The organism is Bradyrhizobium sp. CAR08 (assembly GCF_052871955.1).
In genome coordinates this window covers 217,877-243,351 of sequence record NZ_JBIXJX010000008.1, presented here as the reverse complement: position 1 = coordinate 243,351, position 25,475 = coordinate 217,877, and the positions used below count along the sequence as shown (strand labels likewise).

Annotated in this window: 23 protein-coding genes and 1 tRNA gene; 15 read left to right on the top strand and 9 right to left on the bottom strand. The window is 64.4% G+C overall.

The genetic code is table 11. The annotated features are described in order from the left end of the window. Positions 1 to 204: 204 nt before the first annotated feature. Complete coding sequence (locus ACIPUD_RS18915) at positions 205 to 1,167, top strand: cupin domain-containing protein (protein ID WP_446481309.1); 963 nt, start codon at positions 205 to 207, stop codon at positions 1,165 to 1,167. Positions 1,168 to 1,314: 147 nt separating this feature from the next. Here ACIPUD_RS18915 and ACIPUD_RS18910 read toward each other — a convergent pair whose 3' ends face one another. Next, the gene (locus ACIPUD_RS18910; protein WP_026232923.1) at positions 1,315 to 2,070 is read right to left on the bottom strand and encodes an alpha/beta fold hydrolase; all 756 of its coding nucleotides are present in this window, start codon (positions 2,068 to 2,070) and stop codon (positions 1,315 to 1,317) included. A gap of 34 nt (positions 2,071 to 2,104) precedes the next feature. Further along, the gene (locus tag ACIPUD_RS18905) at positions 2,105 to 3,241 is read right to left on the bottom strand and encodes a hypothetical protein (RefSeq protein WP_317246138.1); all 1,137 of its coding nucleotides are present in this window, start codon (positions 3,239 to 3,241) and stop codon (positions 2,105 to 2,107) included. Between the two features lie 303 nt (positions 3,242 to 3,544). Between ACIPUD_RS18905 and ACIPUD_RS18900 the strand changes: the two genes are divergently transcribed. Together ACIPUD_RS18900 and ACIPUD_RS18895 are read left to right on the top strand one after the other, a co-directional pair. Continuing rightward, positions 3,545 to 3,790, top strand: coding sequence for a zinc-finger domain-containing protein (locus ACIPUD_RS18900; RefSeq protein ID WP_007602543.1), 246 nt, complete (start codon positions 3,545 to 3,547; stop codon positions 3,788 to 3,790). A gap of 19 nt (positions 3,791 to 3,809) precedes the next feature. Further along, positions 3,810 to 5,012 carry an FAD-dependent monooxygenase gene (locus ACIPUD_RS18895; protein ID WP_085351109.1) on the top strand — a complete coding sequence of 401 codons (1,203 nt, stop codon included), beginning with the start codon at positions 3,810 to 3,812 and terminating at the stop codon, positions 5,010 to 5,012. A gap of 25 nt (positions 5,013 to 5,037) precedes the next feature. On the opposite strand, the gene ACIPUD_RS18890 is transcribed toward ACIPUD_RS18895, so the two are convergent. Beyond that, positions 5,038 to 5,469: a twin-arginine translocation pathway signal gene (locus tag ACIPUD_RS18890; RefSeq protein WP_085351108.1), complete on the bottom strand. Its 432-nt coding sequence runs from the start codon at positions 5,467 to 5,469 to the stop codon at positions 5,038 to 5,040. Between the two features lie 172 nt (positions 5,470 to 5,641). Between ACIPUD_RS18890 and ACIPUD_RS18885 the strand changes: the two genes are divergently transcribed. Next, a tRNA-Leu gene (locus ACIPUD_RS18885) sits at positions 5,642 to 5,730 on the top strand. A gap of 160 nt (positions 5,731 to 5,890) precedes the next feature. Then, complete coding sequence (locus ACIPUD_RS18880) at positions 5,891 to 7,141, top strand: multidrug effflux MFS transporter (RefSeq protein ID WP_026232922.1); 1,251 nt, start codon at positions 5,891 to 5,893, stop codon at positions 7,139 to 7,141. A gap of 204 nt (positions 7,142 to 7,345) precedes the next feature. Here ACIPUD_RS18880 and ACIPUD_RS18875 read toward each other — a convergent pair whose 3' ends face one another. Next, complete coding sequence (locus tag ACIPUD_RS18875) at positions 7,346 to 8,941, bottom strand: glycosyltransferase family 39 protein (RefSeq protein WP_446481308.1); 1,596 nt, start codon at positions 8,939 to 8,941, stop codon at positions 7,346 to 7,348. A 240-nt stretch (positions 8,942 to 9,181) separates the two neighbouring features. After that, positions 9,182 to 10,789 (bottom strand): ABC transporter substrate-binding protein, encoded by a 1,608-nt coding sequence (locus ACIPUD_RS18870; RefSeq protein WP_247777320.1) that lies wholly within the window; start codon positions 10,787 to 10,789, stop codon positions 9,182 to 9,184. A gap of 280 nt (positions 10,790 to 11,069) precedes the next feature. Here ACIPUD_RS18870 and ACIPUD_RS18865 point away from each other — a divergent pair, with 280 nt between their 5' ends. The 8 genes from ACIPUD_RS18865 to ACIPUD_RS18830 all read left to right on the top strand — a co-directional run bounded on the left by ACIPUD_RS18865 (position 11,070) and on the right by ACIPUD_RS18830 (position 21,239). Further along, positions 11,070 to 12,200: a M20/M25/M40 family metallo-hydrolase gene (locus ACIPUD_RS18865; protein ID WP_247367944.1), complete on the top strand. Its 1,131-nt coding sequence runs from the start codon at positions 11,070 to 11,072 to the stop codon at positions 12,198 to 12,200. Between the two features lie 167 nt (positions 12,201 to 12,367). Then, a complete protein-coding gene (locus ACIPUD_RS18860; protein ID WP_007602533.1) occupies positions 12,368 to 13,309 on the top strand; it encodes an ABC transporter permease in 942 nt (313 codons plus the stop codon). Between the two features lie 20 nt (positions 13,310 to 13,329). Beyond that, complete coding sequence (locus ACIPUD_RS18855) at positions 13,330 to 14,217, top strand: ABC transporter permease (protein ID WP_247367942.1); 888 nt, start codon at positions 13,330 to 13,332, stop codon at positions 14,215 to 14,217. A 14-nt stretch (positions 14,218 to 14,231) separates the two neighbouring features. Next, the gene (locus tag ACIPUD_RS18850; protein WP_247368071.1) at positions 14,232 to 15,881 is read left to right on the top strand and encodes an ABC transporter ATP-binding protein; all 1,650 of its coding nucleotides are present in this window, start codon (positions 14,232 to 14,234) and stop codon (positions 15,879 to 15,881) included. Between the two features lie 212 nt (positions 15,882 to 16,093). After that, positions 16,094 to 17,599, top strand: a complete 1,506-nt coding sequence (locus ACIPUD_RS18845) for a M81 family metallopeptidase (RefSeq protein WP_247299781.1) — start codon at positions 16,094 to 16,096, stop codon at positions 17,597 to 17,599. 13 nt (positions 17,600 to 17,612) lie between these two features. After that, complete coding sequence (locus ACIPUD_RS18840) at positions 17,613 to 18,785, top strand: M20 aminoacylase family protein (RefSeq protein WP_085351102.1); 1,173 nt, start codon at positions 17,613 to 17,615, stop codon at positions 18,783 to 18,785. After that, entirely contained in the window at positions 18,778 to 20,199 is a 1,422-nt protein-coding gene (locus tag ACIPUD_RS18835) for an amidase (RefSeq protein ID WP_204511611.1), read from the top strand. Before ACIPUD_RS18840 ends, ACIPUD_RS18835 begins: the two co-directional genes overlap by 8 nt. A 149-nt stretch (positions 20,200 to 20,348) precedes the next feature. Beyond that, a complete protein-coding gene (locus ACIPUD_RS18830) occupies positions 20,349 to 21,239 on the top strand; it encodes a crotonase/enoyl-CoA hydratase family protein (protein WP_085351100.1) in 891 nt (296 codons plus the stop codon). 12 nt (positions 21,240 to 21,251) lie between these two features. Here the strand turns inward: ACIPUD_RS18830 and ACIPUD_RS18825 are convergent, their stop codons facing one another. Next, complete coding sequence (locus ACIPUD_RS18825; protein ID WP_446481307.1) at positions 21,252 to 22,229, bottom strand: NADPH:quinone oxidoreductase family protein; 978 nt, start codon at positions 22,227 to 22,229, stop codon at positions 21,252 to 21,254. Continuing rightward, a complete protein-coding gene (locus ACIPUD_RS18820; protein WP_247367936.1) occupies positions 22,229 to 22,837 on the bottom strand; it encodes a 2-hydroxychromene-2-carboxylate isomerase in 609 nt (202 codons plus the stop codon). The genes ACIPUD_RS18825 and ACIPUD_RS18820 overlap by 1 nt, the downstream gene beginning before the upstream one ends. 110 nt (positions 22,838 to 22,947) lie before the next feature. Here ACIPUD_RS18820 and ACIPUD_RS18815 point away from each other — a divergent pair, with 110 nt between their 5' ends. Together ACIPUD_RS18815 and ACIPUD_RS18810 are read left to right on the top strand one after the other, a co-directional pair. Continuing rightward, a complete protein-coding gene (locus tag ACIPUD_RS18815; protein WP_204511612.1) occupies positions 22,948 to 23,970 on the top strand; it encodes a methionine synthase in 1,023 nt (340 codons plus the stop codon). A 4-nt stretch (positions 23,971 to 23,974) separates the two neighbouring features. Next, positions 23,975 to 24,202 (top strand): hypothetical protein, encoded by a 228-nt coding sequence (locus tag ACIPUD_RS18810; protein ID WP_085351097.1) that lies wholly within the window; start codon positions 23,975 to 23,977, stop codon positions 24,200 to 24,202. Here ACIPUD_RS18810 and ACIPUD_RS18805 read toward each other — a convergent pair. Together ACIPUD_RS18805 and gpt are read right to left on the bottom strand one after the other, a co-directional pair. Beyond that, on the bottom strand, positions 24,199 to 24,816 hold the full coding sequence (locus tag ACIPUD_RS18805) for a hypothetical protein (RefSeq protein WP_446481306.1): 618 nt from the start codon (positions 24,814 to 24,816) through the stop codon (positions 24,199 to 24,201). The genes ACIPUD_RS18810 and ACIPUD_RS18805 overlap by 4 nt on opposite strands. A 107-nt stretch (positions 24,817 to 24,923) precedes the next feature. Further along, positions 24,924 to 25,451, bottom strand: a complete 528-nt coding sequence (gpt, locus tag ACIPUD_RS18800; protein ID WP_007602504.1) for a xanthine phosphoribosyltransferase — start codon at positions 25,449 to 25,451, stop codon at positions 24,924 to 24,926. Positions 25,452 to 25,475 lie beyond the last annotated feature (24 nt).

Below are 25,475 nucleotides of genomic sequence, written 5' to 3'. Positions count from 1 at the left end.
TGTTGGCATGTCGGACGAAAGTAGTCCGGGGGAATGGACAGGCGTTTCCAGCAAGGTCGCGGTTCTTCCATCTGCCGTTGGCGAAATGGTTGCCGCACGTCCGGTCGGCCCGCCGTGGCATGACGTATTCCGTGGACCTCTCGGACGATAGGGACCAATCGTCCGTGTCTTGTGTCCGATCGTCCGCGGTTCTAGTCTCGGGGGATGGATATACTCACCCAGGTGCTCGATCGGGTTCGTCTCGGCGGGACGCTGCTCTTTCACTTCGAGCTCGGCCATCCCTGGCATCTTGAGTTGCCGGCGCGCCCCTACGCCCTGTTTCACTATCTCAGCCAAGGTTCAGCGACCCTCGCGCTCGAACGGGGAGAGGAAATCCAGATCACCGGGGGCGATTTTGTCGTCATCACACGTGGCGAGCCCCATGTGTTTTATTCGGATCGCCGGGCCGAGCCTTTGCGCATCGTGGATATCGAACGGTCGTCGCCACGCCTCGGATTCGTTCGTCACGGCAGCCGTGCAAAGCCGCTCTCGACCATGCTCTGCGGCAATTTCACGGTGTCGCGGCCGACGTTTGGCAGCGTGCTGGAGTTGCTTCCACCCGTGCTCTTGCTGAAGCCGACGTCCGACCGTGGTTGGCTTGAAGCCATCCTGCGCCGCATGATGAGCGAGTCCGCGCTCGAGCGTCCTGGCCAAGGCGTCGCGCTTTCACGACTGACGGAAGTGCTCTTCGTCGAGGTGCTGCGAAGCTGGATCGCGTCTCTCAGTCCCGGGCAAGGCGGCTGGATCGGGGCCATTTCTGACCCCCATATCGGACCGGCGCTGAAGCTGATTCACGAAAGTCCGGAGCAGCTTTGGACGCTGAGCGACCTAGGCCGTCGCGTCGGGCTCGGCCGCTCGGCATTTTCGGCGCGCTTCACTAGGCTCGTGGGCCAGCCCATGCAACGTTATGTGATCGAACGCCGGATGGCGGAGGCGGCGTTCCTGCTGGAAACCAGCGACGAACCGATCGCACGGATTGCCAACCGGATCGGTTACGAGACTGCAGCGGCGTTTTCGAAGTTGTTTCACCGGCACATTGGTCAGTCGCCCGGCCGTTACCGGGCTGCGCGACGCGCCGACGGAGCCCGTGCGCAGTTGGACGGATCGGAATTGCAAGTATCCGATTGACCTCGATAAAGCTGTGGCTTCGAGCTGAGTCTCATATGCGCCCTTAGCGAACCCCGATCCCTAGGTACAGGAATGGACGGTTGCCGAAGGGAGTGGATGGCCCACTGTAACGAGACATTTCAGGATAGCTGAAACCGCCTCATCGCCTCAGGCGCGGCGTGAGAGGAAATCGAGCACGCCAGTCTTGTAGACCTTGTCGCCGACTGCGCGCATGTGATCGCGACCGGGAATATCGAGCACTTCCGAACCCGGGATGATGGCACCGAGTGCGCTGGCCGAACCCGCGACGTCGTCGGTGCTGCCGACCGCGATCAGCACGGGCACGTCGATGCGCGCGGCTTCGTCCTTCGTCATGAGATCGCGCGTGCCGCGCAGGCAGGCGGCCAGCGCCTTGCGGTCGGAACGGGTTTGGTCTGCAAAAGCACGAAACGTGCGTCCGACGGGATCGGAGACGTCGTCGAGCGAGGGCGCTTCCAGCGCCTTCGCGACGTTCTCGCCGGGCCCGGTGCCCTCGATCAGGCCGCCGATGCCGATGCCGCCAAGGATTGCCGAACGCAGGCGCTGCGGCTCGTTGAGGGAGAGCCAGGCCGTCATCCGTCCGCCCATCGAATAGCCCATGAGATCGGCCTGCGGGATGGCGAGGTGATCCATCAGCGCGAGCACGTCGGCGGCCATGGTCGGGATGGAGTACTGCGCGGGCTCGTAGAGCTTTGCGCTTTCGCCATGGCCGCGATTGTCGAGCGCAATGACACGGCGGCCGTTCTTGCGCAGCTCCGAGACCCAGGTCGGATAGACCCAGTTCACGTTCTTGCTGGAGGCAAAGCCGTGCACCAGGATGATCGGATCGCCCTCGCCTTCGTCGAGATAGGCAATTTCAACGGCGCCGTTGTGAAAGCTCGGCATCATCAGTTCCGCAATCTTGAGGGGAAGAGGTATCTTAGGCCGTGACGGCAGGGCTTGCCAGAACGGCTTCGGCGGCGATCCGCGCCTGGCGAAGTCGCCGCGCCCGTCTGCGATCGCACCAGGCCTGGGTCAGGCGCTCCGTCGTCGCCTTGATCGAGGACAACAGGCCGAGCAGCGTCAACGCCGCACCGAACAGCCAGAGTGCAAGATTGAACGCCCCGCCGATCAGCAGCAGCGCGCCGCGGCCGAGCAGCTTCAGAATCGCGCGCGTCTTGCCGCCCTGCGCTTCCGCGAGCCGCGCCGCGCGTGCGACGTCCTTGGGACCTTCAGCGATGCGCAAGCTATCCATCGCGCCGCGCGTGCCGGTCTTCTCGACCACGCGCGTGACATCCTTGCCGAGCCGAACCAGCGCGCCGGCCTTCTCGGCGCGGAACGCGGCCTTGATCGCGCTCAAGGTCTGGCCCGGCCGCAGCACCGAGCCGGAGGCAACCGCGTTCTGGAGCATCGGCGTATCGACGACCTCGCGCGCGGACCGGCCGGCCCATGCCGCTAGTCCCTCGCCGAGCCGGCCGACCTTGCGCGCGTCCTTCACCAGCGTCAGCCCGGCGCGAACCGGCGCGGCACCGCCGACGGAGACGTAGGTCACGGCCGTGACCGCGAGACCCGCGGCCGCAAGGCCCAGCACCAGGCGATCGGTCTCCTCGCCCATGGCGAGGTGCTTGCCCTCGCGGACGACGTCCCTGATGTCGCCGATGACGAAGAGATCGCCGGCCACGGTTCCCGACAAGCTCGCAACATCATCCGCGTTGCCGGTAACGAGACCGGCGGCAAACCGTTTTGCGAAATGCGAGGTGGAGTTTTCGGCTTTGACCGCGTCACCGACACGGCTCGGGAGGTCGTCAGGCAGCGCGATGTTGCGGTCGCGCGCCAGTGCGACAAAACTGTCGGCAAGATCGGCATCGCCCGATGCGAGCGCGACCTCGATGTTGTCTTGAATCAGGCGGTCGTTGTGCCGCAGCAGCGCGTCGAGCTTGATCTCTGAGAGCGCGGCGGGATCGTCCTGGGCGGCCAGAATCGCCCCGGCCTCGCGGGCGTGCGGTGCTACCTGCGCGAGCATGAAGCCGCATGCCGCGATACCGGTCAACGCTGTGCTGATTCGCAACCACTTCATGCGGAGAGCCTGGACGGTCCTGAGATCGTTGACGCCTAACGGTTGTCTTTCGTCGCAATTACGCTCGTCCACAGACATAGTATGCCAAAATTGCGACACAACGTCCCCGACGAAAGAAGGGCTTCTCTCAGGCCGCAAGATTGTGTCGAATTTGCATGAGCAAATGAGCATGGGGCATTGCGGAGCTTTCGGTTCCGCTGGACTAGCAATCATCTCCACCCACCAGTATGGTCCGCGGCGCCTTAATAATGCCGCGGCAGTCGTGATTGTGTCTGCCGCCATTGCCACTCCAGGATGAGTACGATGTCCGACCATGTCGTCCCGCACTTCCACAACGATGCCGGTGTCCCCGTCATCGAGATCGGCTCGCAAGAGTTCATGTGCGTGGGCGCCAACCCTCCGTTCGATCATCCGCACGTCTTCCTCGACCTCGGCAACGACAACGAGATCATCTGCCCGTACTGCTCGACTCTGTACCGTTTCGCCGCCGACCTGAAGGCGGGCGAAGCCCGTCCGCCGGAATGCGTCCTGAAGGACAAGGTGGCCTGACCGCTTCCATCGGCCAGGGGTGGCGCTCTCCCGAACGATTGTCATCGCCGGTGCCGGCATCGGTGGACTGACGGCTGCGCTTGCGCTCGCGGCCCGCGGCTTCCGCATCATCGTGCTGGAAAAGGCCGAGCGGCTCGAGGAAGTCGGCGCCGGTCTGCAACTCTCCCCGAACGCCAGCCGCGTGCTGGTCGAACTCGGGCTCACCGAGCGCCTCAAGTTGCGCGCCGTGATCCCGGAGGCAGTCTCGATCATGAGCGCGCGGGCCGGCGGTGAGCTTTTGCGCATGCCGCTGGGAGAAGCCGCCGCCGAGCGCGCCGGCGCCCCCTATTGGGTGGTGCACCGCGCCGACCTGCAATCCGCCCTCGCCGGCGCAGTTTCCGACCATCCCCATATCGACCTGAAACTCGGCGCGACCTTCGAAGACGTCGCGCCTCACGCCAAGGGGCTCACGGTGGTTCATCGCAGCGGCACGATCCGGCGCAGCGATCTCGCCAGTGCGCTGATCGGCGCCGACGGTATCTGGTCGACGGTGCGCCAGCATCTATTCCCCGAGGTGCAGCCGCGCTTCTCCGGGCTGATTGCCTGGCGCGGTACGCTCGATGCCACGCAACTGCCGAAGGACTACACAGCGCGCCGGGTCCAGCTCTGGATGGGCCCGAATGCCCATCTCGTCGCCTACCCGATCGCGGGCGGACGCCAGATCAACGTGGTCGCGGTGCTGCCGGGCACTTGGAACAGGCCGGGCTGGAGCACGCCCGGCGATCCCCGCGAAGTGCTGGACGCCTTCGCCGCGCCGCGCTGGCCGCCGCCGGCGCGCATGATGCTCGGCACAGTCGACAGCTGGCGGAAATGGGCGCTGTTCGGCGTCCCCGACGACTGCCCCTGGAGTAAAGGCCCGGTCGCGCTGCTCGGCGACGCCGTGCATGCGATGCTGCCGTTTGCGGCCCAGGGCGCCGGCATGGCGATCGAGGACGCCGCAGTGCTCGCGCAGCATTTGAGCCCTGAGATCGCCGAGACCACCGCGGGCATCACGGCAGCGCTGAGACAATACGGCCGGACGCGCCAGGCGCGCGTGCGGCGGGTGCAGCGGACCGCGCGGCAGCAGGGCCGCATCTATCATTTCAGTGGGCCGCTCGCGTTCGCGCGCGATCTTGCGGTCCGCGCCCTCGGCCCGGAACGCATGCTGGCACGGCAGGACTGGATCTACGGCTGGCGGCCCTGACGCGAGGCGCTGATGTCAGGACGTTTCAGCGCACGGCTCTTGTCGATTTCGGGCCAGGCTTGATCGGGCCAGGATTGGCTGCGGGCGCCGCGGCGGCCGGCGTCGCCTCGGGGGGCGTTTCCCGGCACTTGTTGCGGCGCCAAGCGTCATCGGCCATCTGCGCCTGCCCGCGTACTGCGATGTAGTCGTTGCGATAGGCAAGCTCCGACACCACGGCGCCGCCCGCGCCGGTCTGTGCCTTGTCCATCAGCCTCTGCAAATCGCCGGTGCGGTTGGCGATCGACTTGCGCTCGCCTTCGAGCTGCTTGCAATCGTACAATTCGTACTTGGCGGGATCGGCAAAGGCCGGAGCGACCGTCTCGCTCATGCCGGCGCAGCCGGACAGCGCGAAGTCGGCCGCGAGCAGCGCGGCGACCACGCAGCACGGGCGCAGGCGATATTGGATCAAAGCTGACATGCCGGATGAATAGTCCCCGTCGATTGAGAATGCCTAAAGCAACAACAGATGTCCGGATTGAGGCTTTGCCTTGTGCCGCCGGCTCGCCTAAGGAAGAACCACCCCTCCGGCCTGCAAATGCCAATTCCAGACCGCCGGCAAGGGACTTAAGTGGCTGATCTCGTTGGATCAAGCGGGCATGGCGGAATTGGTAGACGCAAGGGACTTAAAATCCCTCGGCGCGCAAGCGCTGTGCCGGTTCGACCCCGGCTGCCCGCACCACGAAAGCTGCGCGGAGGATCCCGCCGCGCGCGGCGGCCGCGAGCGCTGATACCTCATCAATTCCTGTCTGCTCCTGCACCGCCTGCCAGCCATCCCGAAACGTTGCTTGTGCAACGCAGCATTGAAGATAGATAAGGGCCTCAAATCAGAGGTGAGCTTCTTGTCCGACGTCAATGCCGACGACTGGGTGTCCTCGGGACACCGTCCCATGGGTTTCCCCGAATTCGTCATCGTGATCGCGTCGATCATGGCGCTGAATCCGCTTGCGATGGACATGATGCTCCCGGCACTGCCCAATATCGGGTCGGCCTTCAATATCCCCGTCGCCAACCATCTTCAGCTGGTGCTGTCGACCTTCCTGATCGGCTTTGGCGCGGGGCAGTTCGTCATGGGCCCGCTGTCGGATCGCTTTGGCCGCCGCCCGGTGCTGCTCGGCGGGATGGCGGTCTATGCGGTGGCAAGCGTGCTGGCGATTGCGGCGCCGTCGTTCGAGACGCTGCTGCTGGCACGCGCACTGCAGGGTTTCGGTACCTCGGCGACTCGCGTGATCGCGACCTCGATCGTGCGCGACTGTTACGTCGGCCGCCGCATGGCGAGCGTGATGTCGCTTGCGATGATGATCTTCATCGCCGTCCCCGTGATCGCCCCTTCGTTCGGACAGGCGGTGCTGCTGGTGACGCAATGGCGCGGCATCTTCGTCGTGCTGATGCTCTACGGGCTGCTCGCGCTTGCATGGTCCGTGCTGCGGCTTCCGGAGACCCTGCCTGAGAGCGAACGCAGGTCGCTTGCGCCGGCCGACGTGCTCACGGCCTACTGGCAGACCGTGACCCATCGCCAAACCCTCGGCTATGCGCTCGCCGCCGGTAGCGTCATGGGCGCGCTGTTCGCCTACGTATTTTTGGCTCAGCAAGTTTTTGTCGGCATCTATCACCTCGGCCATTATTTTCCGCTCGCCTTCGCCGGGATCGCGGCCGGCACCGCCATTGCCGGCTTTCTCAATGCGCGATTCGTCGGGACCCTCGGCATGCGCGTGATCTCGCACGGCGCGCTGACGCTCTACACCGCGGTGGCGGGAGTGATGCTGCTGACGGAAAGCCTCGCCGCGTTGCCGCTTCCCCTGTTCATGGTGCTCTCGGCGCTGATGATGTTCTCGTTCGGCATGATGGTCGCCAACTTCACTGCACTCGCCATGGAGCCGCAGGGCCACATCGCCGGCACGGCGTCCTCGCTCTACGGCTCGATCACCACGCTGATCGGCATCGCCGTCGGCATGGCCATCGGACAAAGCTTCGACGGCACGTTGCTGCCGTTCTCGGTCGGCTTCTTCGTGTCGTCCCTCGCCGCGCTCGCGATCGTGCTGGTGGTGGAGAGAGGACGGTTGTTCAGGCCGCATCATCGCGCCATCGGCTGAGGAACTCCGTGGCGCTCTCGATGTTGTACTGCAACAATTTGAAAGGGCGCTTCAATGGAACCGAAACACCGTAAAGACCACGACGCCGCGGAACGGGCGGAGACGGAACGCACGCCGTCGAGCGTCGAAAAGACCGCCGTCACCGTGCCATTCGCGAGTGAAGGGCTCGAGCGGGTCCGCGACAGCCACTGCTGAGCAAGACGCCTATTCCGTTGCGCGCCTGCTGGCGCTGAAATCGTCCGCAATGCCTTCAGGTGCCGCGCCGCTTCCACGGGGCGGCACCATCAGCACAACCACTTCCCGCGTGAGACCGGGCCGGCCCCATAGCTGCGCCTGTATGATAAGTTCCCGCCTGATGAAATGCCCGGCGCGCCCGGCCACCGAGTCCATCCACCGGCTGCAGTCATCCTGATCGCGAAAACAGAGCGCGGCCCAGCCGCGCTCCAGCGTCGTCTTGTGCGGCAAGCCCCCGGGATATTGATCCTCGAACGGCCGCACGTGGTGCGGGTGGTCCGGGCTGTAGAAGGCTGTCGCGAAGGCCAGTGAATCGTCGCCGCTGACGGCGGCGAGCGGCTCGTCCGTCAGTTCGCGCCAGTCGCGTGTCAATCGGCTCGCCGCCTGCGCGTAGAAATTGCGCCCCTCCTCGTAACCGTGATCGTTGCGATAGACCGCGTGGGTCGGCGCGGCGACGAGGACGGCCGTGAGCGCGACACCGGCCACGACCACGGTGAGGTTGACGGTGTAAAAGCGCTCGATTGAATAATTTGCGCCGCAGACCACGAGAATGGCGAACAGAAACAACGCTTGCAAAGCCCATAGCGACGGCAGATCGGTGCCCATCACTAGCGAGATCAGGACCGGCAGCGCAATCGTGCCGACGGCAACGTAAAAGAGGAGCCGCAGGCCCGGATTCATCGCCGCGAAATCGTCCGGAAACTGCTTCAGCCGCGTGCCGGCGATCAATACCCAGCTGACGGCTGACACACTCGTGGCCGCCAACAGGCCCAAAAGGAAGTTCCTGACATCAGCAGCAGAACTCGCCGCAGTGCCGTTGGCATGGTTCAGCGCGTAGGTGAAGGTCGATGCCCCCGTGGTCGCGAGCCAATGAAGATGCGGTGACAGCGCCGCAAGCCCGACGACGACCGAAATCCAGGGCGAGGCGGAAGTGAAATAGGCGCGTCGCGCCGGATGCGCCAGCGCGGCAAACGTGAAGCTCGCGACAAGGAAGATCGAATAATATTTGCCGACCATGGCCAGTGCCGTCGTGCATCCCACGGCAACCGCCCATGACGCCGCTCGGGTCTCGAATGCGCGCAGGAAGCACCAGGTCGCCAGCGGCCAGACCGCCAGCAGCACCGCATTGGCGTTGAAGCGCTGGGCATGGAATTGATAGGCCGGCGTCAGCATCAGGATCAACAGCACCAGGACGCGCTTGTGCCCCCTCACGAATTGCCGCGCGATCCGATCGACGAAGACCAGCGCGAGCCCGGCGTTGGCCATCGCCATCAATTGCAGCGACCAGTCGGTGAGCGGAAAAATGGCGCTCCAGGTCGCGGCAACCCAGCCGGTCAATGGCGGATGCTTGGGATAGCCCCACGCGAAATGCCGCCCCAGCGTCCAGGCCTCCAGCGTATCGGGGTGCAGACCGCTGCCGGCATAGGCGACTGCCAGATAGAGCGTCCAGATCCCGACGAAGCAGGCGACGAGAAGCGGCACGGCCCAGCCCGTCTCGACGCCATCGAGCCAACGCCGGAATGGCCGGCGCCATCGTGCCGGCGCGCGATCGGACCGTTCGGCCATCGCCTGGAATGCAAAATCGATCGGCACTGGAATCAAATGGAGGAAGGAAGATGATGCGCGAGCACGACACATCTAGTTCTGGATCGAAACAAATAGCAATGACCGCAGACTGGGAACGTTGAAAGCATCCGCTTTCTCAGCCGGCGTAAGGTCAACAAAGGACCGAGACTGGCAAAAGAGCGGCGCCGCTGATGACAGCGGCGCCGCATGATGATCCGGACGAAAGGAAGGGCCTTTGCCCTACTCCGACTTGTCGACGTTCCAGAACAGCGGGGTCGCGGGACCGTCGAGCACGCCGGTCAGCGATTTGCGCCAGCCGCTCGGCAGGAGATACTGCCCCAGCGGGATGTAGATCACCTGCTCATAGGCTTCCTTCTGGATGTCAGCGGCGATCTTCTTCTGATCGTCGAGCGAGGCGGCGCGAACGAAGTCGTCCTTGAGCTTTTCGATCTTGGCGTTCTCGGCCCAACCGAACCAGCCCTTCTTGCCCTGGCCGCCGATCGAGAGATTGGCGATCGGGTTGGAGACGTCGGCCGCGACCCAGTTGGTGAAGAACATGTTCCAGCCGCCCTCTTTCGGAGGCTTCTGACTGGCGCGGCGGCTCACCACCGTCTGCCAATCGGTCGCTTGCAGGTCGACCTTGAAGCCGGCCTCGCGCAGCAACTGAGCCGCAACGATCGGCTGCGCCTTCAGCGTCGTGACATCGCCGGGGGCCATGATCACGATCGGGGTGCCGTCATAGCCGGACTCGGCGAGCGCCTTCTTGGCTTCGGCCATGCCGTTGCCCTTCACCAGGGTCTCGGCACCGGCCTCCGTCGCGAACGGCGTATCGCACACGAAGAAGGCGCCACAGACCTTCTGATATTTGGCGTTGCCGACGAGCGCGTCGAGAACGTCCTTCTGGTTTATCGCCAGAAAGGCAGCACGGCGCACTTTGACATTATCGAACGGCGGATAAAGGAAGTTCATCCGGCCGAGCGTCTGGAAACCGAACTTGTTCGAGACCTCGATCGTGATGTCCTTGTTCGCTTCCAGTAACGGGAGCATGTCGTAAGGCAGATTTTCCACGAAGTCGATGTCGCCCGACTGCAACGCGTTCACCGCGGTCTGCGAGTCCGGCATGGTGATCCACTCGACGCGGTCGACCTTCACCACCTTGCCGCCGGAGGTCCAGCTCGACGGCTCCTTGCGCGGCACGTAATCGGTGTTCTTGACATAGACCGCCTTCACGCCCGGCTGGAATTCCGACTGCACGAACTTGAAAGGACCCGAACCGATCTGCTCGGGGATTTGCTTGTCCGGCGGCGTCTCGGCCAGGCGCTTCGGCATCATGAAGGCAACGCGGGAGGACGGCTTGCCGATCGAGTCGAGCACGAGGCCGTAGGGCTCCTTCAGCTTCAGCGTGATGGTCTTGGCATCGGTCGCCTCGATGCTGGCGGTGAAGTCGAGCAGTTTCTGGCCCATGCCATCGACTGCGGCCCAGCGCTTGAGCGAGGCGACGCAGTCCTCCGCCGTCACCGGCGCACCGTCATGCCACTTCAGGCCGTCGCGCAGCGTGAAGGTGTAGGTGAGCTTGTCGTCGGAGATCTTCCAGTCCGCCATCTGCGGCTGGATCTTGAAGTTCGAATCGGGCGCCACGAGCGTGTCGTAGATCATGTAGCCATGGTCGCGCGTGATGTAGGCCGTGGTGAAGATCGGATCGATGATGCGCAGATCCGAATGCATTACCGCCGTGATGGTCTTGCCGGCCGCAAGCACCGGCGAGGCCAGTGCGGTCGAAAGCGCGACGAGCGACAGCGCAAGTTTGGAGGCGAACGCGCGAGGCCCCCGGCGCATCAACTTAAACATAAAAAGTTCTCCTGACGTGAAACTGTTCAAAGGCAGGTTATTGATTGAGCATCCGGTTCGTTCTTTAGGCGAACGAACCTCATGCAATGCCTTTATCTTTTCGAGACTTGCAGACGGTGCCGAGCGCGTCAATCCGGTTTCGCCGCAAGCCCAAGCGGCGCGCACACGGGCTCCACAAGGATCGGTTTGGCTCTACAACACTCTCCGCCTGTCCTGCCCCGCGCCGATGCAATGCGCGTTCCATGTTCCAAAGCCCAAGAGACATTGGAGAGACATTGAGATGAATCCAGCCAATCTTCCCTTCGATTCCGAAGCGATGCTCCAGGGTCTGCGCGGCTGGGTGGAATGCGAAAGCCCGACCTGGGACGCGAGCGCCGTGAACCGCATGCTCGATATCGCAGCGCGGGAGATGGCGATCATGGGTGCGACGATCGAGCGCATCGCCGGTCGCCAGGGCTTTGGCGGCGTGATCCGCGCCCGCTTTCCGCATCCGAAGCAGGGCGAACCGGGCATCCTGATCGCCGGACACATGGATACGGTCCACCCCACAGGCACCATCGAGAAGCTGAAATGGCGCCGCGAGGGCAACAAGTGCTATGGCCCCGGCATCTACGACATGAAGGGCGGCAATTATCTTTCGCTGGAAGCCATCCGACAACTGGCCCGCGCCTCGTTCACGACGCCACTGCCGATCACCGTGCTGTTCACGCCCGACGAGGAAGTCGGCACACCCTCCACGCGCGATATCATCGAGGCGGAAGCCGCGCGCAACAAATACGTGCTGGTGCCGGAGCCCGGCCGCGCCGACAACGGCGTCACCACCGGACGTTACGCCATCGCGCGCTTCAATCTCGAGGCGACCGGCCGACCCAGCCACGCCGGCGCGACCTTGTCGGCAGGCCGCTCGGCGATTCGCGAGATGGCGCGGCAAATCCTCACCATCGATGCGATGACGGGCGAAGACTGCACGTTTTCAGTCGGCGTCGTGCACGGGGGTCAATGGGTCAATTGCGTTGCCACGACCGCCACCGGCGAAGCGCTTTCGATGGCCAAGCGCCAGGCTGACCTCGATCGCGGCGTCGAGAGGATGCTGGCGCTCTCCGGTACAACCAATGATGTCACCTTCAAGGTGACGCGCGGCGTGACACGTCCGGTTTGGGAGCCTGATGCCGGCACCATAGCGCTGTATGAAAGGGCGCGCGGGATCGCCAAGTCGCTTGGCGCAGAACTGCCGCATGCGAGCGCCGGCGGCGGCTCCGACGGCAATTTCACGGGCGCAATGGGCATCCCGACTCTCGACGGCCTGGGCGTGCGTGGCGGCAACGGCCACACGCTCGAAGAGTATATCGAGGTTGAAAGTCTGGTCGAACGCGGCCGGCTGATGGCGGGGCTGCTCGCGACTCTGGAGTAACGGCGCGAGCCACATCGCCAAAACGGGCCAGATCACCGAAACAAGTTGACCGCACTGCAAAAACGGTGGCCCGGATGGCATGGGAATTGCTGAAATGTTAGGCTGGTGGCAGAACCCCAGGCTCCAGCCGCTGTCTCTGATTTGACTCTCATCTGACGGGATCCAACTTGCTCGGATATCTCCTTCGCCGAATTCTCGCCGCCGTGCCCGTGATGGGCGTGGTGGCGCTGTTCGTCTTCCTCCTGCTCCGCCTCACTCCGGGCGATCCCGCCGCGATTCTGGCCGGCGACAACGCCACGCCGGAGCGGCTCGAGCGCATCCGCACCTCGCTCGGCCTCAACGAGCCGCTGATCGTGCAGTTCATCACCTGGCTGAACAAGCTGCTGCATGGCGATCTCGGAACGTCACTCATCTCCAACCTTCCGGTGATGAAGATGATCGGCCAGCGGGTCGAGCCGTCGATCTCGATCGCGCTGTCGACCATCATCCTCGCCGTCATCGTCGCTGTTCCTCTGGGCGTGATCGCGGCCTGGAAGCACGGCACCTGGATCGACCGCTTCGTGATGGGCCTGTCCGTGCTCGGCTTCTCGGTGCCGGTGTTCGTGGTCGGCTACATCCTGATCGAGGTCTTCGCGATCGACCTGCGCTGGGTGCCGGTGCAGGGCTTCCGCAGCATCTCGAACGGGTTTGGGCCGTTCTTCGAGCGCATCATCCTGCCGACCTGTGCGCTGTCCTTCATCTATATCGCTTTGATCGCGCGCATGACGCGCGCGGCGATGCTCGACGTGCTCGGCGAGGACTACGTCCGCACCGCGCGCGCAAAAGGCATCAACGAGGTCGCCGTGATGATGCGGCACGCGCTGCGCAACGCGGCCGTGCCCGTGATCACGGTGATCGGTACCGGCTTTGCGCTTTTGATCTCCGGGGTCGTCGTCACCGAGAGCGTGTTCAACATCCCCGGCATCGGCCGCCTCACAGTGGATGCGGTGCTGGCGCGCGACTATCCGGTGATCCAGGCGATGATCCTGCTGACGTCGCTGATCTATGTCGTCGTCAATCTCCTGATCGACGTCGCCTACACGCTGCTCGATCCCCGGATCCGGTACTAGGGCTAAGGATAACAACAAAAATGTCGGTCGATACCCTTCCCCAGTCCTCCATCCCGATCACGTCGCCGATGCGACCGCGCCTCGGATTCCTGACCTCGACGCCGATCATCGCGGCGGCGACCATCTGCCTGGTGTTGGTTGTGCTGATCTCGATCCTGGCACCGTTGATCGCGCCGTATGATCCGATCCAGCTTGCGCCCTCGCAGCGGCTGAAGCCCTCTTCGGCGCAATTCCTGCTCGGCACCGATGCCTATGGCCGCGACCTGCTATCGCGCGTGATGTATGGCGGACGCATTTCGCTTCTGATCGGCATCGGCTCGGCGATCATGTCGATCGTCATTGGGTTGGCGATCGGCCTCGTCTCCGGCTTCTTCAAGCTGGTCGATTCCGTCATGATGCGGATCATGGACGGCCTGATGGCAATGCCCAGCATCCTGCTGGCAATCGCCGTGGTGTCGCTGTCCGGCGCCAGCCTCTGGACGGTGCTGATCGCGATTACGATCCCCGAAGTTCCGCGCGTGGCACGCCTGGTGCGTTCGGTCGTGCTATCGGCGCGCGAAGAGCCCTATGTTGAAGCGGCGATCTCGGTCGGCACATCCCTGCCAAAGATCATGTGGCGGCATTTGATGCCGAACACGATCGCACCTCTGATCGTGCAGGGCAGTTATGTCTGCGCGTCCGCGATCCTTACTGAGGCCATCCTCTCCTTCCTCGGCGCCGGCATCTCGCCGGAAACGCCGACCTGGGGCAACATCATGGCCGAGGGCCGTCAGTACTTCCAGCTCAAGCCGACGCTGATCTTCTGGCCGGGCCTGCTGCTCTCGATCGCCATCCTCAGCATCAATTTGATCGGCGACGCCGCCCGCGATGCACTCGATCCGCGGATGAAGCAGCGGGAAGGCAAATGATGACCGATCAAGCGATGACCAGCCCCATCCTCGACATCAACAACCTCATCGTGTCCGTCGGCAAGAAGCCGAATGCTGCAAACATCCTCGACGGCATCTCGATCCAGGTGCACGAGCGCGAGACGCTGTGCCTTGTCGGCGAAAGCGGCTCGGGCAAGTCGGTGACCTCGCTGACCACCATGGGTCTGCTGCCGAAGGGCACGCTGGTTCCCACCGGCGGCAGCGTCAAGCTGGTCGGTGAGGAGATTCTCACCGCGACCGACCGCCGCCTGCGGCAGCTCCGCGCGACCCGGATGGCGATGATCTTCCAGGAGCCCATGACGGCACTCAATCCGGTGATGCCGGTCGGCCGCCAGATCGACGAAGTCCTGCGCGCGCACACCAAACTCGACGCGAAGGCGCGCAAGAAGCGCATCCTCGACATGATGGAGCAGGTGCGTCTGCCCCAGGTCGAGCGTATCTTTGCCTCCTACCCTCACCGACTCTCCGGCGGTCAGCGCCAGCGCATCATGATCGCGATGGCGCTCGTGCTCGAACCGAAGCTGCTCATTGCGGACGAACCGACCACCGCGCTCGACGTCACCACGCAGAAGCAGATCTTGACCCTGATCCGCGACCTCCAGCGCGATCACGGAACCGCAGTGCTGTTCATCACCCACGACATGGGCGTGGTCGCCGAGATCGCCGACCGCGTCGCCGTGATGCGGCAGGGCCGACTGGTGGAGACCGGAACGCTGGATTCCATCCTGCGCAATCCGACCATGGAGTACACCCGCAACCTGCTTTCCGCAGTGCCGAGCCTGGTGCCGCGCGCGGCACGGCTTGAGACCAAGGAACCGGTGGTGCTGGAAGCCAACGAGCTTGGGAAGGTCTACCGCGAGCGCGCGTTCTTCGGTAAAGGCCGCGAAGTCGTCGCTGCCGACAAGGTCACGCTGACGCTGCGCAAGGGCCGCACGCTCGGCATCGTCGGCGAGAGCGGCTCAGGCAAATCGACCGTGGCGCGCTGCATCGTCCGCCTGATCGACCCGACTTCGGGCGGCGTGCGCCTCTCCGGCCGCGAGATCTCGGACATTTCGCGGCGGCTGTTGCAGCCGCATCGGAAGAAGATCCAGATCGTATTCCAGGACCCCTACCGCTCGCTCAACCCGCGCGTCACCGTCGGCGAAAGCATCGCGGAAGGCCCGATCAATTACGGCGTGTCGCATGCCGACGCAACGAAGCGTGCGCGCGAATTGCTCGAGCTGGTCGGCCTGCCCGCCGATGCGGTCGCGCGCTATCCGCACCAGTTCTCCGGCGGCCAGCGTCAGCGCATTGCGATCGCCCGCGCGCTCGCACTCGATCCCGACGTGCTGGTCGCGGACGAGGCGGTCTCCGCCCTCGACGTCTCCGTGCAGGCGCAGGTGCTGGAACTGTTCGACGAGATCCAGCAGCGGCTCGGCATCGCCATCCTGTTCATCACTCACGATCTACGCGTCGCAGCACAGATCTGCGACGAGGTCATGGTGATGCAACACGGCCGCGTCGTCGAGCAGGGTCCGGCCGCCGAAGTGCTGACGCATCCGAAGGAGGCGTACACCAGAGCCTTGCTCGAGGCAGCGCCAGGCCGCGGCTGGGATTTTGCGAACTTCCGGCCGGTGGCCGAGGGCGCGGCGGCCAGCGCCTAGTCTCTCGCCTCGTCATTGCGAGCGCAGCGAAGCAATCCAGACTGTCCCCGCGGAGGGATTCTGGATTGCTTCGCTTCGCTCGCAATGACGGTGGTTGCGACAAGCATTCCCAAAACGGCTTGACGCCATGCGCGGCGCGATTGCTTCCCGGCTTGCTCTCGCCGCAAGCACAGGGCTAACGTCGCGCACTTTCAATTGCTGGACTTGAGTTGATGACACGTATCGCCGTCGGCGGCTTCCTGCACGAGACCAACACCTTCGCTCCGACGAAGGCGACGTTCGCGGACTTCCAGCACGGCGGCGGCTGGCCGGCGATGACGCAAGGTCCCGACGTGCTGAAGGTGATGCGCCGCATCAATGTCGGCCTCGCCGGTTTCGTCGACAGCGCCGAGGCCCACGGCTGGGAACTCATTCCAACGATTGCCTGCGGCGCGAGCCCTTCGGCGCATGTCACCAAGGACGCCTTCGAGCGCATCGTGAAGGTCATGGTCGATGGCATTGCAGCCGCCGGCCCGATCGACGCCGTCTATCTCGATCTGCACGGCGCGATGGTCACGGAACATCTCGACGACGGCGAAGGCGAGATTCTCGCGCGCGTGCGCCGCGTCATCGGCAAGGACATTCCGCTGGTCACCAGCCTCGATCTCCACGCCAACGTCACCCCCGAAATGATTGAGCATGCGGACGCGCTGATCGCCTACCGCACCTATCCCCATGTCGACATGGCCGAGACCGGCCGCGCCTGCGCGCAACATCTCGCATTGCTTCTGAAGACACAGCGGCGTTTCGCAAAGGCCTTCCGGCAATTGCCGTTTCTGATTCCGATCAGCTGGCAGTGCACCAACGACCAGCCGACCAAACGCATCTACGAAAAGCTTGCCGCGCTGGAGAGCGACGCGGTTCCGACGCTGTCCTTTGCCCCCGGCTTCCCCGCCGCCGATTTCCGCGATTGCGGGCCGAGCGTGTTCGCCTATGGCAAGACGCAAGCCGATGCCGACCGCGCGGCGGATGCGATCGTGAAGCTGATCGAAAGCCACGAGGACGATTTCGACGGCAAGATCTGGTCACCTGATGACGGCGTACGCCACGCGATGGAACTCTCGAAGGGCGCCAGCAAGCCGATCATCATCGCCGACACCCAGGACAATCCCGGCGCCGGCGGCGATTCCGACACCACCGGCATGCTACGCGCGCTGGTCCGCAACAAGGCCAGCGCGGCGACCGGCGCGATCTACGATCCGGAATCGGCCAAGGCCGCGCATGCAGCCGGCGCCGGTGCCACCGTGACGCTGTCGCTCGGCGGCAAGTCCGGCATTCCCGGCGACGAGCCCTATCGTGCGACCTTCGTCGTCGAAAAACTTTCGGACGGCCGCTTCATCGCGCCCGGTCCCTACTACGGCGGCCGCGAGATGGAGATGGGCCCGTCGGCCTGCCTTCGCATCGGCGATGTCCGGGTCGTCGTATCCTCGCATAAGGCGCAGCTCGCCGATCAGGCAATGTACCGCTATGTCGGCATCGAGCCGACCGAAGAGAAGATTTTGGTCAACAAGAGCTCGGTGCACTTCCGCGCCGATTTCGAGCCGATCGCAGAAAAGCTGATGATCTGCGCCGCCCCCGGCGCGATGCCCGCGGACACAGCCACGCTGCCATGGACGCGCCTGCGGCCGGGCATCCGCATCAAGCCGAACGGCCCGATTTTCACTCCCTCCTCACGCTAACTGGACAGAACACATGCCCACGATCGACCGCATCGACGGCTATGCCGACGAACTCACTGCTATCAGGCGCGACCTTCACGCCCATCCGGAAATCGGCTTCGAGGAAGTGCGCACCTCCGGAATCGTCGCGGACAAGCTGAAGAGCTGGGGCATCGAGGTGCATCGCGGTCTCGGCGGCACCGGCGTGATCGGAGTCATCAAGGGCAAGGGTTCGAGCGGCAAGCGTATCGGGCTTCGCGCCGACATGGACGCGCTGCCGATGGAGGAGAACACCAATCTGAAATGGAGCTCGAAAATCCCCGGCCGCTTCCACGGCTGTGGCCATGACGGCCACACCACCATGCTGCTCGGCACCGCGCGCTACCTCGCCGAAACCAGGAACTTCGACGGCACCGTGCACCTGATCTTCCAGCCGGCCGAGGAAGGTCTCGGCGGCGCCCGCGCGATGATCAAGGACGGGCTGTTCGAGAAATTTCCCTGCGACGAACTCTACGGCCTGCACAACGCGCCCGACCTCAACCACGGCGAGATCGCGATCCTGCCCGGCCCCGCGATGGCCAGCGCCGACTTCTTCGACCTCCGCATCACTGGCTACGGCGCGCACGGTGCGATGCCCGAACGCTCCAAGGACGCGGTGATCATCGCGACCACGCTGGCGCAGGCGATCCAGACCATCGTCAGCCGCAACGTCGAGCCGCTGCAGGCCGCCGTCGTCTCGATCACGCAGATTCACGCCGGTTCGGCGTACAACGTCATCCCCGGCGAAGCGCATCTTTGCGGCACCATCCGCACTTTCTCGAAAGAAGTCCGCATCCTGATCAGCGAACGCATTCGCACGATCTGCGCCGGCATTGCGAGCGCCTATCAGTGCGTGATCGACGTCGACATCCGCGACACCTTCGATGTGCTGGTCAACCAGGTCGAGCAGTCCAAGGTGGTCGAGGAGGTCGCGCGCACCATCGTCGACCCCGCCAACGTGATCACCCGCGCCCAGCCGAAGATGGGCAGCGAGGATTTCGCCGACATGCTTCAAACCATTCCCGGCGCCTATTTCTGGGTCGGCCACGACGGCTCGGTGCCCGTGCACAATCCCGGCTTCGTGCTCGACGACAAGATCCTGCCGATCGGTGCCAGCATGTTCGCCCGGATCATCGAGACCCGGATGCCGGTGGGTGCCCATGCATAAAAAGGGTGTCGAAGAGGAAGTCACCTCGCTGCACGATCTCTCTGCGGTCGATCTGATCGCGGGCTATCGCGCCAAGCAGTTCTCGCCGAGCGAGGTGCTGGAAGACGTGCTCGCGCACGTCGCCGCGTGGGAGCCGCACCTCAAGGCGCTTTATGCATTCGATCCCGACGGCGCGCGCGAGACCGCGAAGGCCTCGACCGCGCGCTGGTCCGGGGGCGAGCCGTCCGGAGCGCTCGACGGCGTGCCGGTGACGGTGAAGGACAACATCGCGACCAAAGGCGTGCCGGTGCCGCTGGGCGCGGCCAGCGTCAAGCTCGTGCCGGCCGAGAAGGACGCACCGCCCGCCGCGCGCCTGCGCGAAGCCGGCGCGATCATCTTTGCCAAGACCACCATGCCCGATTACGGTATGCTGTCCTCGGGGCTGTCCTCCTTCCACGCGCTCGCCCGCAATCCCTGGGACCTCTCCAAGAACCCCGGCGGCTCCAGCGCCGGCGCGGGCGCCGCTGCGGCGGCTGGCTATGGTCCGCTGCATCTCGGCACCGATATCGGCGGCTCGGTCCGCCTGCCCGCGGGCTGGTGCGGCCTCGTCGGATTGAAGCCGAGCTTTGGCCGCGTGCCGATCGATCCCACCTATGTCGGCCGCGTCGCCGGCCCCATGACCCGCACCGTTGACGATTGCGCGCTGATGATGAGCGTGATCGCAAAACCCGACCGGCGCGACGGCATGAGCCTTCCAGCGGAGCCCCTCAACTGGAAAGGGCCGGAGAAATCCCCGCGCAAACTGCGCATCGGATTGATGCTCGATCCCGGCGTTGGCCTGGCGCTGGAGAAACCGGGGCGCGAGGTCGCGGTAAAGGCGGCGAAAGCGTTCGAATCCGCAGGCGCCGTCGTCACCGAGGTCGACGGCATCCTCACGCGCGAGATGCTCGACGGGCTCGACAGCTTCTGGCGCGCACGGATGTGGGACGATCTGTCCAAGCTGACGCCCGCCGAACAGGCAAAGGTGCTGCCCTACATTTTCAAGTGGGGCGAGTCCGGCGCGAAGCTCTCGGGCGTCGACGTCATCAGGGGCTTCAACCAGACCATGGCAATCCGCGCTGCGGCATCAAAGCTGTTCTGCGAGCTCGACTATGTGATCTCGCCGACCGCGCCGAACGTGAATTATCCGGCGGAGTGGGCCTCGCCGACCAACGATCCCATGAAGCCGTTCGAACACATTGCCTATACCGTGCCATGGAATATGTCGGAGAATCCGGCGATCTCCATCAACGGCGGCTTCGACGCCAAGGGTTTTCCCATCGGCGTGCAGATCGTCGGCCGCCGCTTCGACGATATCGGCGTGCTTGGCATGGCCAAGGCTTTCGAGAGCCTGCGCGGGCCGCAGAAGCCCTGGCCGAGCCCGCCGGCGAATTAGATACACTCCGTCATGGCCGGGCTTGTTGTTTAGACTGGCCATCCGCGTTCTCTTACTGGCCGCCACATGCCCAGTCCGCGCAAGACGGACGCTGGCGGCTATGCATGACGTCTCTTCGAGACAGAATTCAGGACAGGAAGGAAACCACCATGGCGTATGAGACGATCAAATACGAGGTCGCCGAGCAGATCCTCACCATCACGCTGAACCGGCCCGACAAGCTCAACGCCTTCAACGCGCAGATGCAAGGAGAGCTGATCGACGCGTTCGACGCCGCCGACAAGGACGACGACGTCCGCGCCATCATCGTCACAGGCGCCGGTCGCGGGTTTTGCGCGGGCGCAGATCTTTCGTCGGGCGCGGACACCTTTGATCGCGACGCGCGTCGCGGACCGGTGAAGCGCTTCGCCGACGGCAAGGTCGACTACAGTGATTCCCAGGTGCGCGACGGCGGTGGCCAGGTGACACTGCGCATCTTCAAATGCCTGAAACCGGTGATTGCCGCGGTGAACGGTCCCGCGGTCGGCATCGGTGTTACCATGCAGCTCGCGATGGACATCCGCATCGCCTCCGATGCCGCGCGCTTCGGCTTCGTGTTCTCCCAGCGCGGCATCGTGCCGGAGGCGGCCTCGAGCTGGTTCCTGCCGCGCATCGTCGGCATCTCGCAGGCGCTGGAATGGTGCTATTCGGGCCGCGTCTTCCCGGCCCAGGAAGCCCTCGCAGGACGTCTCGTCAGCAAGGTCGTGGCCCCCGATGATCTGCTGCCGACCGCCCGCGCGCTCGCCAAGGAATTCGCGGCCAAGACCGCGCCGGTATCGGTGGCGCTGATCCGGCAGATGATGTGGCGCATGATGGGCGCTGACGACCCGATGGAAGCCCACAAGGTCGACAGCCGTGGCATCTACGCCCGCGGCCGCTCCGACGACGTGAAGGAAGGCGTGGTGTCGTTCCTGGAAAAGCGCCCCGCGCAGTTCAAGAACAAGGTATCGAGCGACATGCCGGATTATTTCCCGTGGTGGACTGAGCGGGAGTACAAGTGACCTTGTAGGCGCTTAGTCCATCACCAGCGCCACACGCCCGATCGCCTTGCGGTCGATCAGCAACCGCATCGCCTGCGCAAACTCCTCCAGCGGCAGGCGATGCGAGACGTTAGGGCGCAGCTTGCCCTCTTCCGCCCATGTGAGCAGCGCCCTCAGGCGCACTTCGCCAAGCGCTGGATTTTTCCGCACGGCCTCGCCGGCACGCACGCCGAGCACGCTGGCGCCTTTGATCAGCAAGAGATTGGTTTTCGCCGAGCCGATGCCGCCGGTGAAGCCGATCACCAGCAGCCGTGCGCCCCAGGCGATGCAACGCATCGAGTTTTCGAACACTTCTCCGCCGACGGGATCGAACACGACGTCGGCACCGCGCCCATCGGTAATACGTTTGACAACATCACGAAACGGCTCGCGGTCGTAGCGCACGAGATGATCGGCGCCGCGCGCCTTGGCGATCGCGAGCTTTTCGTCGCTGGACGCCGTCGCGATTACGGTGGCACCCAGCATCTTGCCGATCTCCACGGCAGCAAGGCCCACGCCACCGCCGGCGCCATGCACCAGCAGCACCTCGCCCGGCGCCACCCGGCCGCGGTCGATCAGCGCGTGATAGGCGGTGCCGTGCCCGGCGAGATAGGTCGCGGCTTCCGCATAGTCGAACGTGGATGGCTTCGGCGTGAGCTGCGACGGCGTCACCACGGCTTCATCCGTGAAGGCGCCGTGCCGCATCTTGACGATGACCTTGTCGCCGACGGCGACGCCGCTCGCCTCTGCGCCGACTTCGGTCACGTCGCCGGCCGCCTCCATGCCCGGCGTGAACGGCAGCTCCGGCTTGAGCTGGTATTCGCCGGCCGCCATCAGCACGTCGGGAAAATTCAGGCCGGCGGCACGGATCGCGACGCGCACTTCGCCCGGCTTCAGCTCGCGCGACGGAAACTCTTCGAGCTGCAATTTTTCGGGCGCGCCGAGCGCGCGGCAAACGACAGCCCGCACCATCAGGCCGCGCTCGCCTTGCCGCGCAGCAGCGCCTCGCGGATCAACGGCAGGCGGTCATTGCCAAAATACATGTCGGTCTTGCCGAGAAAGATCGTCGGCGAGCCAAAGCCGCCGCGGGCGACGACTTCTTCGGTGTTGGCCTTGAGCTGATCCTTGATCCCCTGCCCCGAAATGCCCGCGAAGAATTTCTGCTCATCGACGCCGACCTTCCTGCAGATCTCCGCGAGCACTGAATCCTGCGAGATGTCCTTGTCCTCGCCCCAATAGGTCTCGAACACCGCCGTGGCGAAAGGCACCGATTCGTGCCCGAGCCAGATGCAGCCGCGCATCGCTTTCACGCTGTTCACCGGAAATACCGTCGGCGGCATCTTGATCGCGAGACCGGCCGAGCGCGACCAGTCGGCAAGGTCCTTTTTCATGTAGCGCGCCTTCAGCGGCACCGGCGTCTCACGCTGCGCGTAGACACTTGGGTTGACCGTATTGAAGATGCCGCCCACCAGGATCGGCCGCCAGATGATCTCCGCGCCAACCTCCCTGGCCAGCGGCTGGATGTTGTGGAAGGCGAGATAGGTCCAGGGGCTGGAACAGTCGAAGAAGAATTCGATCATGGCGTTTCCGGTCCGGCGCCGCCGGTTTCAAGGCGACTTTTGTTGTTCTGTACCTCGACGTTAAGACATGGCAGGAAGGGGCGCAATCATAACCCGCCGAGAGGGCCGCCATGCTGTTTCCAACCACGATCGCCGGCTCCTTGCCGAAGCCGGAATGGCTCGCCGAACCCAACATGCTCTGGGCGCCCTGGAAGTCGCAAGGCGACGAGCTCGTCCGCGCCAAGCGCGATGCGACGATGCTTGCCGTTAAAGTCCAGGAGGACGCCGGGATCGACATCGTCACTGAGGGCGAGCAGGCCCGGCAACATTTCGTCCACGGTTTCCTGGAGAAGATCGAGGGCATCGATTTCGCCCACAAGGTCGAGATGGGTATCCGCAAGGATCGCTACAAGGCGATGGTGCCGCAGGTCGTCGCCCCGCTCCGGCTGAAGAGCCGCGTCCACGCCGACGAGGCGCGTGTCGCCCGCGCGCACACGATGAAGAAGCTGAAATTCACCCTGCCCGGCCCGATGACCATCATCGACACCATTGCCGATCGCTACTATGGCGACCGCGTCAAGATGGCCTTTGCGTTCGCCGAACTGCTGAACGAGGAAGCCAAGGCGCTCCAGGCCGACGGCGTCGATCTCGTGCAGTTCGACGAGCCCGCGTTCAACGTCTATATGGACGAGGTCAACGATTGGGGCATCAAGGCGCTGGAGCGCGCCGCGCAGGGCCTGACCTGCGCCACCGCCGTGCATATTTGCTACGGCTACGGCATCAAGGCCAACACCGACTGGAAGGAAACGCTCGGCGCGCAATGGCGGCAGTACGAGCAGATATTTCCCGCGATCGACGCCAGCCCGATCCAGCAGGTCGCGATCGAGTGCCGCAACTCGAAGGTGCCGCTTGACCTGCTTGCGCTGCTCAAGTCCAAGATCGTGCAGGCCGGCGTGATCGATGTCGCCAGCGACACGGTGGAGACGGCCGAGGATGTCGTCCAGGTGATCGACGCGGTGTCGAAATTCGTGCCCAAGAGCAACATCATCGCCACCACCAATTGCGGCATGGCGCCGATGCGGCGCGAGATCGCCGAAGCCAAGCTGATGGCGCTCGGCGCGGGTGCCGCGCTGGCACGCGAGAAGCTGGGTTAGGGATGTGATCCGTCTGGCGTTCACCATTGCAACGCTTGCCGCGTTCGCGCTGTCGGCGCGCGCAGAGGATCGTTCCGTGCTTCTCAATTGCAAAGCAATCGTGGAGCGTGCGTCGAAGGATGCGAATGCCGCGAGCGAAGCCGAGCTGACGCGCTGCCGCCAAGTGATCCGCGAATGGGCACTGCGGGATGCGCGGACCACAGTGGATGAGCACGGCAAGCCGCTGCGCTAGCGGCGCGCGGTCCGATGCAGCACAGGTTGATATCCAGCGATGATCGCGCGCAGCGTGGAAGGCGGCGTCAACAGCAACGGGTGATCGAGGGCGCTCGGATGCAGGGCGTAGCCCGCGGGTGACCACTGCAGCGCCTTGCCCTGCGCGAGGAGGAAGCAGTCATCGCCCTGTTGCACCATCGCGCCGTCAGGCAATTCCGCGAGCGGCATCGACAGCACATGCAGCCGTTTCTTGCCACGATCGAGCCGCTCCCGATGCAGTACGGCATCCATCGCCTTGGCGCTGATGCCGCGGGCGTCGTTGCCCATCTCCCATGCAACGCGAAATCGCTTCGCATCGTCGCGGCGGCAGAAGAAGCAGGGCCGATGGCCGGCGGCAAAAGCCGTGGCCTCGTCGAGGAAGAACAGCTCGGTCCAGCTCCGCCGCGCCATCACCGGCCGACGCCAGCCGCGGAATTCGCACAGGCAGGTGATCCAGGTCGGCGACGACCAGCGCTTTTTCAGCAGCGTCTTCGTCGCGGGATCATGAATGATGCCGCGGTTGCCGGTGAACATGCCGCGGTGCGGTGTCGCGATGATCTCGCCGGTCGGCGTGACGCGGTTTTGCAGGGGCATGGTCGCCTCCACCCGTCATTGCGAGGAGCGAAGCGACGAAGCAATCCAGACTGTTTCCGCGGACACATTTCTGGATTGCTTCGCTGCGCTCGCAATGACGGCGATAATCACGCCGCCCCGTCGCGAAGCGGCGGGTGATAGGACAGGGCGGTGTCCCAGGGGAAGAAGATCCAGGTGTCCTGCGAGACTTCGGTGATGAAGGTATCGACCAGCGGACGTCCCTTCGGCTTGGCGTAGACAGTTGCGAAATGCGCGTCGGGGAGCATCGCGCGCACCAGCTTGCCGGTCTTGCCGGTGTCGACGAGATCGTCGACGATCAGGAGCCCCTTGCCGGTGCCGCCGCCGAGCTTCATCACGTCTTCGGAGATGCCCTTCAGCACTTTAAGGTCGCCCTGCTTGTCGTGGTCGTAGCTGGCGATGCAGACCGTATCGATCACGCGCACGCCAAGCTCGCGCGCCACGATCGCCGCCGGCACAAGCCCGCCGCGGGTGATCGCGATCACCGCATGAAACGGACCAACTTCATTGAGCCGCCAGGTCAGTGCCCGGCAATCCCGGTGGAACTGGTCCCACGACACCGGAAAGGGGCGGCCCGCCCGTTCTTCCGCACTTAGTTCCGGTGCTTCACCAGCCATCGTCGTCTCCTGCTTCGTCTGCCG

Bases quoted from the DNA above. Each gene is read 5' to 3' on its own strand.
- ACIPUD_RS18900 (WP_007602543.1), top strand. From the start codon at position 3,545: ATGTCCGACCATGTCGTCCCGCACTTCCACAACGATGCCGGTGTCCCC.
- ACIPUD_RS18805 (WP_446481306.1), bottom strand. From the start codon at position 24,816: ATGCCCCTGCAAAACCGCGTCACGCCGACCGGCGAGATCATCGCGACA.
- ACIPUD_RS18875 (WP_446481308.1), bottom strand. From the start codon at position 8,941: ATGGCCGAACGGTCCGATCGCGCGCCGGCACGATGGCGCCGGCCATTC.
- ACIPUD_RS18855 (WP_247367942.1), top strand. From the start codon at position 13,330: ATGTCGGTCGATACCCTTCCCCAGTCCTCCATCCCGATCACGTCGCCG.
- ACIPUD_RS18825 (WP_446481307.1), bottom strand. From the start codon at position 22,229: ATGGTGCGGGCTGTCGTTTGCCGCGCGCTCGGCGCGCCCGAAAAATTG.
- ACIPUD_RS18850 (WP_247368071.1), top strand. From the start codon at position 14,232: ATGACCAGCCCCATCCTCGACATCAACAACCTCATCGTGTCCGTCGGC.
- ACIPUD_RS18815 (WP_204511612.1), top strand. From the start codon at position 22,948: ATGCTGTTTCCAACCACGATCGCCGGCTCCTTGCCGAAGCCGGAATGG.
- ACIPUD_RS18845 (WP_247299781.1), top strand. From the start codon at position 16,094: ATGACACGTATCGCCGTCGGCGGCTTCCTGCACGAGACCAACACCTTC.
- ACIPUD_RS18820 (WP_247367936.1), bottom strand. From the start codon at position 22,837: ATGATCGAATTCTTCTTCGACTGTTCCAGCCCCTGGACCTATCTCGCC.
- ACIPUD_RS18890 (WP_085351108.1), bottom strand. From the start codon at position 5,469: ATGTCAGCTTTGATCCAATATCGCCTGCGCCCGTGCTGCGTGGTCGCC.
- ACIPUD_RS18870 (WP_247777320.1), bottom strand. From the start codon at position 10,789: ATGTTTAAGTTGATGCGCCGGGGGCCTCGCGCGTTCGCCTCCAAACTT.
- ACIPUD_RS18915 (WP_446481309.1), top strand. From the start codon at position 205: ATGGATATACTCACCCAGGTGCTCGATCGGGTTCGTCTCGGCGGGACG.
- ACIPUD_RS18865 (WP_247367944.1), top strand. From the start codon at position 11,070: ATGAATCCAGCCAATCTTCCCTTCGATTCCGAAGCGATGCTCCAGGGT.
- ACIPUD_RS18910 (WP_026232923.1), bottom strand. From the start codon at position 2,070: ATGCCGAGCTTTCACAACGGCGCCGTTGAAATTGCCTATCTCGACGAA.
- ACIPUD_RS18835 (WP_204511611.1), top strand. From the start codon at position 18,778: ATGCATAAAAAGGGTGTCGAAGAGGAAGTCACCTCGCTGCACGATCTC.
- ACIPUD_RS18840 (WP_085351102.1), top strand. From the start codon at position 17,613: ATGCCCACGATCGACCGCATCGACGGCTATGCCGACGAACTCACTGCT.
- ACIPUD_RS18830 (WP_085351100.1), top strand. From the start codon at position 20,349: ATGGCGTATGAGACGATCAAATACGAGGTCGCCGAGCAGATCCTCACC.
- gpt (WP_007602504.1), bottom strand. From the start codon at position 25,451: ATGGCTGGTGAAGCACCGGAACTAAGTGCGGAAGAACGGGCGGGCCGC.
- ACIPUD_RS18905 (WP_317246138.1), bottom strand. From the start codon at position 3,241: ATGAAGTGGTTGCGAATCAGCACAGCGTTGACCGGTATCGCGGCATGC.